The 4,410-nt window shown below is 63.1% G+C and carries 4 protein-coding genes; all 4 read right to left on the bottom strand.

Annotated features, from left to right (window positions below; all coding sequences use genetic code 11):
• A partial coding sequence (tuf, locus tag WCY17_RS14275; RefSeq protein ID WP_372702852.1) for an elongation factor Tu occupies nt 1-1,190 on the bottom strand: 1,190 nt, incomplete at its 3' end.
• Nucleotides 1,191-1,250: 60 nt separating this feature from the next.
• Nucleotides 1,251-3,353: an elongation factor G gene (gene fusA / locus WCY17_RS14270; RefSeq protein ID WP_372702851.1), complete on the bottom strand. Its 2,103-nt coding sequence runs from the start codon at nt 3,351-3,353 to the stop codon at nt 1,251-1,253.
• A gap of 45 nt (nt 3,354-3,398) precedes the next feature.
• A complete protein-coding gene (gene rpsG, locus WCY17_RS14265) occupies nt 3,399-3,869 on the bottom strand; it encodes a 30S ribosomal protein S7 (protein ID WP_372702850.1) in 471 nt (156 codons plus the stop codon).
• A 148-nt stretch (nt 3,870-4,017) separates the two neighbouring features.
• A complete protein-coding gene (gene rpsL, locus WCY17_RS14260) occupies nt 4,018-4,392 on the bottom strand; it encodes a 30S ribosomal protein S12 (protein ID WP_372686458.1) in 375 nt (124 codons plus the stop codon).
• Nucleotides 4,393-4,410 lie beyond the last annotated feature (18 nt).

Here is a 4,410-nt window from a genome sequence, read left to right as displayed (position 1 = left end):
TACTTGATGATCTTGGCCACGACGCCAGCGCCCACGGTGCGGCCGCCTTCACGGATGGCAAAGCGCAGGCCTTCTTCCATCGCAATCGGCGCAATCAGGCTCACGTTGATCGAGATGTTGTCGCCCGGCAGCACCATCTCCTTGTCGGCCGGCAGCTCGATCGTGCCCGTGACGTCGGTCGTGCGGAAATAGAACTGCGGACGATAGCCCTTGAAGAACGGCGTGTGACGGCCACCCTCTTCCTTGGACAGAATGTACACCTCGGCGGCAAAGTCCGTGTGCGGCTTGATCGAACCGGGCTTGGCCAGCACCTGGCCACGCTCGACGTCCTCGCGCTTGGTGCCACGCAGCAAAATGCCCACGTTGTCACCCGCCTGGCCCTGATCGAGCAGCTTGCGGAACATCTCCACACCCGTGCACGTCGTCTTGACCGTATCGTGTATGCCCACGATCTCGATCTCTTCACCCACCTTGATGATCCCGCGCTCGATGCGCCCGGTCACCACCGTGCCACGGCCCGATATCGAAAACACGTCTTCCACGGGCATCAGGAACGTACCATCGACCGCCCGCTCGGGCGTCGGAATGTACGTATCGAGCGCCTCGGCCAGCTGCAGGATCGCCTGCGAACCCAGCGGACCTTCGTCGCCCTCGAGCGCCAGCTTGGCCGAACCCTTGATGATCGGCGTGTCATCGCCCGGAAAATCGTACTTCGAGAGCAGCTCGCGCACCTCCATCTCGACCAGCTCGAGCAGCTCTTCGTCATCGACCATGTCGCACTTGTTCAGGAACACCACGATGTACGGCACCCCGACCTGGCGCGCCAGCAGAATGTGCTCGCGCGTCTGCGGCATCGGGCCATCGGCGGCAGACACCACCAGAATCGCGCCGTCCATCTGCGCCGCGCCCGTGATCATGTTCTTCACATAGTCGGCGTGGCCCGGGCAGTCAACGTGCGCATAGTGACGGTTGGCCGTCTCGTACTCCACGTGCGAGGTGCTGATCGTGATCCCGCGCGCCTTCTCTTCGGGCGCATTGTCGATCTGGTCGTACCCTTTGGCCTCGCCACCCATGGCCTTGGCCAGCACCGTGGTGATGGCCGCCGTGAGTGTCGTCTTGCCGTGGTCAACGTGGCCGATCGTACCCACGTTCACGTGTGGTTTGGTCCGTTCAAACTTGCCTTTTGCCATGATGAATCCTGTCTGAATGTTGTTGGTTGCCTGCCCCTGCCGCATGGACCGGGCATTGGGTTATTTGCCGCGCGCCGCGATGACTTCGTCAGCAACGTTGCGAGGCGCTTCTGCGTACTGCTTGAATTCCATTGTGTAGGTCGCCCGGCCCTGGGTCTGTGACCGCAGGCTGGTGGCATAGCCGAACATCTCGGCCAGGGGCACTTCGGCCTTGATGGTCTTGCCCCCGCCGGGGATGTCTTCCATGCCCTGCACCATGCCACGCCGCGAAGACAGATCGCCCATGACGGTGCCGGCGTAGTCTTCGGGGGTTTCGACTTCGACGTGCATCATGGGTTCGAGCAGCACCGGGCTCGCCTTGCGCATGCCGTCCTTGAACGCCATGGAGCCGGCCATCTTGAAGGCGTTCTCGTTCGAGTCCACATCGTGGTACGAACCGAAGAACAGCGTCACCTTGACGTCCACCACCGGATAGCCCGCCACCACACCGGCCGGCAGCGTATCCTGGATGCCCTTGTCGACCGCGGGAATGTATTCGCGCGGCACCACGCCCCCCTTGATGGCGTCGACGAACTCGTAGCCGCTGCCGGCCGGCAGGGGCTCGAGCTTGAGCACCACATGGCCATACTGGCCGCGGCCGCCGGACTGCTTGACGAACTTGCCCTCGACTTCCTCGCAGGTCTTGCGGATGGTTTCGCGGTAGGCGACCTGGGGCTTGCCCACGTTGGCCTCGACACCGAACTCGCGGCGCATGCGGTCGACCAGCACTTCGAGGTGCAGTTCACCCATGCCGGAGATGATGGTCTGGCCGGATTCTTCGTCGCTGTGCACACGGAACGACGGGTCTTCGGCGGCCAGGCGCGACAGGGCAATGCCCATCTTTTCCTGGTCGGCCTTGGACTTGGGCTCGACGGCCTGCGAGATCACGGGCTCGGGGAACTCCATGCGCTCGAGCAGCACGTGATCGCCCACGTCGCACAGCGTTTCGCCGGTAGTCACGTCTTTCAGGCCGACGACCGACGCGATGTCCCCGGCCACCACTTCCTTGAGTTCGGCACGGTTGTTGGCGTGCATCTGCAGAATGCGGCCGATGCGTTCTTTCTTGCCCTTGATGGGGTTGAAGACGGTATCGCCCGAGCGCAGCACGCCCGAGTACACGCGGATGAAGGTCAGCTGGCCCACGAACGGGTCGGTCATCAGCTTGAACGCCAGGGCCGAGAGCTTCTCGCTGTCGTCGGCCTTGCGGCTGATGGCATTGCCTTCGTCATCCGTGCCCTGAACCGGCGGGATATCGATGGGCGAGGGCAGGTAGTCGATGACGGCATCGAGCATGCGCTGCACGCCCTTGTTCTTGAAGGCGGTGCCGCACAGCACGGGCTGGATTTCGCCGGCGATGGTGCGGATGCGGATGCCGCGGTCGATTTCCTGCTCGGTGAGTTCACCCGTCTCGAGGTACTTGTCCATCAGTTCCTCGTTGGCCTCGGCGGCGGCCTCGACCAGATTCTCGCGCCACTGGGCGGCTTCGTCGGCCAGCTCGGCGGGGATCTCGATGTACTCGAACTTGGTGCCCATGGAGGCGTCATCCCAGATGATGCCTTTCATCTTGGTGAGATCGACCACGCCCTTGAAGCCATCTTCGGCCCCGATGGGGATCACGATGGGTACCGGATGCGCCTTCAGGCGCAGCTTCATCTGTTCGAGCACCTTGAAGAAATTGGCGCCGGTGCGGTCCATCTTGTTCACGAATGCCAGGCGCGGCACGCCATATTTGTTGGCCTGGCGCCACACGGTCTCGGACTGCGGCTGCACGCCACCCACGGCGCAATAGACCATGCAGGCGCCATCGAGCACGCGCATGGAACGCTCGACCTCGATGGTGAAGTCGACGTGCCCCGGGGTGTCGATGATGTTGATGCGGTGCTCATCGTACTGGTGCTCCATGCCGCGCCAGAAGGCGGTGGTGGCAGCCGAGGTGATGGTGATGCCGCGTTCTTGTTCCTGCTCCATCCAGTCCATCGTGGCCGAGCCTTCGTGGGTTTCGCCAATCTTGTGGTTGACGCCGGTATAGAACAGGATGCGCTCGGTCGTGGTGGTCTTGCCGGCATCGATGTGTGCCGAGATACCGATGTTGCGGTAGCGCTGAATGGGGGTTTTGCGGGCCATGGTAATGGGGTTCCTGGATGATGACCAACTGGCTTGCCGGCGGGCTTACCAGCGGAAGTGACTGAAGGCCTTGTTGGCCTCGGCCATCTTGTGTGTGTCTTCGCGTTTCTTCATGGCACCGCCACGGCCTTCGGCGGCATCCATGAGCTCGCCGGCCAGACGCTGATCCATCGATTTTTCGCCGCGCTTCTTGGCGGCCTCGCGCAGCCAGCGCATGGCCAGGGCCAGGCGGCGCACGGGGCGCACCTCGACCGGGACCTGGTAGTTGGCCCCGCCGACCCGCCGGCTCTTGACTTCGACCACGGGCTTGATGTTGTTGATCGCGGCGTTGAAGACCTCGATGGACTCCTTGCCGGTCTTGTTTTCGATCTGCGCCAGGGCGCCATAGACGATGCGCTCTGCAACGGCCTTCTTGCCGGAGAGCATGACGACGTTCATGAATTTGGCGAGTTCGACACTGCCATACTTGGGATCCGGCAGGATTTCGCGTTTGGGGACTTCGCGACGACGGGGCATGATGATTTCCTTGTGACGATTCAGTTGAGCCGCCCATGGCGGCCACGGCTTCCATCAGGAGAGCCACTTACCTGCCGCAACCGGGGTTGCGGCTGCACCCGGGCACCCGGCGCCAGGCCGATGTACCCGCTGTTGAAACGGCTGGGGTTTACTTCTTGGGGCGCTTGGCGCCGTACTTGGAGCGCGCCTGCTTGCGATCCTTGACGCCCTGCAGATCGAGCGCGCCGCGCACGATGTGATAGCGCACGCCAGGGAGATCCTTGACCCGGCCGCCGCGCACCAGCACCACCGAGTGCTCTTGCAGATTGTGGCCTTCACCGCCAATGTACGAGATGACCTCGTAGCCATTGGTGAGGCGGACCTTGGCGACCTTGCGCAGGGCCGAGTTGGGCTTCTTGGGGGTGGTGGTGTACACGCGGGTGCACACGCCACGGCGCTGCGGGCAGTTTTCCAGCGCGGGGCTCTTGCTGCTTTCGCGGCTGACCTCGCGCGGCTTGCGCAGCAATTGGGCAATGGTAGGCATGACCTTTACGCATCCTTT

The organism is Castellaniella sp., from assembly GCF_041677825.1.
Lineage (GTDB): Bacteria > Pseudomonadota > Gammaproteobacteria > Burkholderiales > Burkholderiaceae_B > Castellaniella.
The sequence above is the reverse complement of the archived record's forward strand: the minus strand, read 5'-3'. Positions and strand labels throughout refer to the sequence as shown.

Excerpts from the sequence above, each read along its gene's own strand:
- rpsG (WP_372702850.1), bottom strand. The coding sequence starts at position 3,869 with ATGCCCCGTCGTCGCGAAGTCCCCAAACGCGAAATCCTGCCGGATCCC.
- rpsL (WP_372686458.1), bottom strand. The coding sequence starts at position 4,392 with ATGCCTACCATTGCCCAATTGCTGCGCAAGCCGCGCGAGGTCAGCCGC.
- fusA (WP_372702851.1), bottom strand. The coding sequence starts at position 3,353 with ATGGCCCGCAAAACCCCCATTCAGCGCTACCGCAACATCGGTATCTCG.